Source organism: Pseudomonadota bacterium (assembly GCA_018242545.1).
In the GTDB taxonomy this organism is placed as follows: Bacteria; Pseudomonadota; Alphaproteobacteria; order 16-39-46; family 16-39-46; genus 16-39-46.
In genome coordinates, this window is sequence record JAFEBT010000101.1 from 1 (window position 1) to 3,089 (window position 3,089).

Genomic DNA, 3,089 nt, shown 5'->3' on the forward strand with positions numbered 1-3,089 from the left:
AGGGTACCTCCTATAATGAACCTTATCACATAAACATTATTTAGTTAAGTGTCTCTAATTTATTTAATACTCTCCAGTAAGTGTTATTGCACTCTACTTACTGGAGAAAATAAACAAATTTTGCGAAAAAAATTAAACACCCTTCCCAAAATTTTCATAATTAAAAATAACGTCCTATTAGGTCTTGAAAAATACAGTCTTTGCATCCAAAATTTAGAACAAACATTTTTGGAAAGAAACAAAGAAAATGCATAAAAATAGGAACCAATACCTTTATAATGATCTTACGTCGGATGAAAAATTCTATCAATTAGCCCTTGAGGAAGCCAAAAAAGGACTTTCTGAGGGAGGGATTCCCATTGGCGCCCTTCTCGTTTATAAAAATCAGGTACTTGGACGTGGCCATAATAAACGCGTTCAAGAAAAAAGTGCTATCAAACATGGCGAGACGGATTGCATTGAAAATGCTGGCCGGCAAAAAGCTTTTATCTATCAACAAAGCACTCTTTATACAACTTTATCTCCTTGTGATATGTGCACAGGCGCGATTCTTCTTTATAAAATTCCACGGGTGGTCATTGGAGAAAATAAAAACTTCAAAGGCAATGAAGATCTGCTCAAAGCACGAGGTGTCGAAATCATTGTGCTCAATGATTCAGAAAGCATTCAAATGATGAAAACATTTATTACCCATAACCCAAGTTTATGGAATGAAGATATCGGAGAATCAAATCATTAAAATCTAAGATTTTATGATTCAATTTTTAAATATTCTTCAGGTATGATTCCTTATTTATATGAGGGATATTCACAAGGCTTGCTTTTTTCAAGCTCTTTTTTTGACGTCAGACTTTAATCAATAAGATCCTTCTTAATTCTAAAAAATTATATTTATTGAAAAGAGATCTTTTGAGGATGCAAAAAAAATGGTTTACAACGCTTTTAAAAAGTGAGACACTAAGAATATAAGAAGTAGAAAATCTACAATATCGGAACTGGCACGAACGGCTCTAAGTATTCCTAGATCTCTTCTATCTTACTTATACTAAATCCGGAAGGAAACAAGTAATCTTATAAGCTTTTTTCTTTTCTCTACTTGAGATTTCGTTTTCTTAGATCCTTTATATATTTTGAAATACTCCAAAATTTACACCAGTACCTTTAATTTAACTCAGGAGATTACACGATGGATAAAAATAAAGCGTATCTTAATGAACTGAAAGATGAGCTAAGCTCCTATGGAAAAGAGCTCTCAAAAATACAGTCTGAGTTCAAAGGAAAAGCAGGTATTCATGCTGAAAAGGCTGGAAAATCGTTGCAAGCTGTTTTTGATGAAGCAACAGACGCCTATACAAAATTAAAGAATGCCTCCGAGAAAGAGTGGGATCCTCTTAAGAAAATATCAAAGAAAGCTTTTGAGGACTTAAAAGGTTCCTTTGATGAGTTTTTGGCCTCTGCCTCAGAAAGTGGTCAAAATTATAAAAAGCAGATTGAATCCTATTCTGAAGAACAAATTGAGTGCTTAACAAGATATGTTGGACAAAATCCTCTTAAGAGCATTTTATTTGCACTGGGCGCAGGATTTATTATTGGTAAGATTACAAAGTGAGGTCAGCCGATGTCTCCTCTCATTACAAAATTTCTGCTTACACTTGTCGGGCCTCCAAAGCCTAATTGTGGAAAGATTATTGCCCAAAAATTAGGCGTTGTCTTTCTTTTAATTGGATTTATATTTGGATGTTTTTGTCTTTATCACTTTTTAATTCCAGAAATTGGAAGGGTTTTAACACTCGCATTTTTAGGAGGGATATTTTTAAGTTTAAGTCTTATTTTGTTTTTTGTTGGATGGCTTTTAAAACCAAAAAATAAGATGTTACCAGCCCTTGAGACTGTGCATCCTATTTTAGAAAATGTTTTAACACCCGTCCTTGGAGAAAAAGAAAGTAAACACCTTTTATCAACCCTTCCTCATCATCTCCCCTTGGTGAGTCTGGTAGCACTTGTTGGTTTGGCCTCCTATTGGGCAAGTCATTCTAAAAAAAGCATGGCTTAATCCCTACCAAACCTTAACTGCTTAAGATCACCAAGCATTTGCCGATGGATATTCCCATCGGCATTTTTTTAATTAAAGCAAAACAAAAAAATCGATTATTTATAATTTAAGAGCTAAAGATAACTTTAGTTTTTTTTAAAAGATTTTTTCATATATTCTAAAAGTTGCGCCATATAATAACGCAAGGTAGGATCTTCTTTCAAAGAAGGAAGAAGCCTATTCCATCTCATAATTTCCTCTTTAGAAATATTAAAAAAAACATCAGCATCTTTTTGAACAAGAGAAGAAAAAGTTTGGGAAGGTGGACGCGTTAAATAAGGCAATAAGATGTTTACATACCACTTTTGGAGCATTGATGGTTTAATATTAAACTTTTGGTCTACCCATTCGAGATGCGTTAATGTTTCTCTTATAAATTTTTGATCAATTTTGGCCCATATAAATTCATCTTCCAAAAATTTAAGAAAATGAGCACGATTAGAAAATAAAGCCTTTGGAAATTTTTCATAAATTCCATACTTTTCAACAAATTGTTCACGGATAAGGTTAATCCAAACATGCAATTTTCTTCCGGCTTCAAAAGGATTTCCTTTTTGCACCTCTATATCTTTACGGGAAAGGCTCTTTTCATGGGTTTCTTCGCGTTTTATGTCCCCTAAATAACGAATATCCGGAAAGAGTGTTCCAAGAATAAAAGCTTGTCGTTGATCAGGTGTGTATTCCCATTTTTGAATTTGGAGCCATAGATCAGCAAGATGCACATGCATAAATTGTCCAGCTGCAAAAGAGGAAGCTATAAAAGGATGTAGAAAAAATAGAAAGAGTATTACACAAAATTTCTTAAACATTCTTGTCCTTTTATAAATAAATTTCAATAAAGGTGTCCTAGAATGCTTTAATATTTTTTGATACACATGAGAAGAAAATAAAGATGACCCATGCCTCATCATTCACTTTAAATGACTTGTTTTCTTGAGAGTATTTACATATAGATAGATAAATGTCATAATATTTTGAAATGAGAAAGGAGAATTAT

The 3,089-nt window shown here is 33.0% G+C and carries 4 protein-coding genes; 3 read left to right on the forward strand and 1 reads right to left on the reverse strand.

Annotated elements, in window-relative coordinates; translation table 11 throughout:
- The first annotated feature begins 247 nt into the window (after positions 1-247).
- The 3 genes from JSS34_08620 (at position 248) to JSS34_08630 (ending at position 2,053) form a co-directional block, all read left to right on the forward strand.
- A complete protein-coding gene (locus tag JSS34_08620) occupies positions 248-739 on the forward strand; it encodes a nucleoside deaminase (GenBank protein ID MBS0186360.1) in 492 nt (163 codons plus the stop codon).
- Between the two features lie 447 nt (positions 740-1,186).
- Positions 1,187-1,609: a hypothetical protein gene (locus JSS34_08625; protein ID MBS0186361.1), complete on the forward strand. Its 423-nt coding sequence runs from the start codon at positions 1,187-1,189 to the stop codon at positions 1,607-1,609.
- A 9-nt stretch (positions 1,610-1,618) separates the two neighbouring features.
- A complete protein-coding gene (locus JSS34_08630; protein ID MBS0186362.1) occupies positions 1,619-2,053 on the forward strand; it encodes a hypothetical protein in 435 nt (144 codons plus the stop codon).
- Positions 2,054-2,178: 125 nt separating this feature from the next.
- On the opposite strand, the gene JSS34_08635 is transcribed toward JSS34_08630, so the two are convergent.
- Entirely contained in the window at positions 2,179-2,901 is a 723-nt protein-coding gene (locus tag JSS34_08635; GenBank protein MBS0186363.1) for a hypothetical protein, read from the reverse strand.
- Positions 2,902-3,089: the final 188 nt, after the last annotated feature.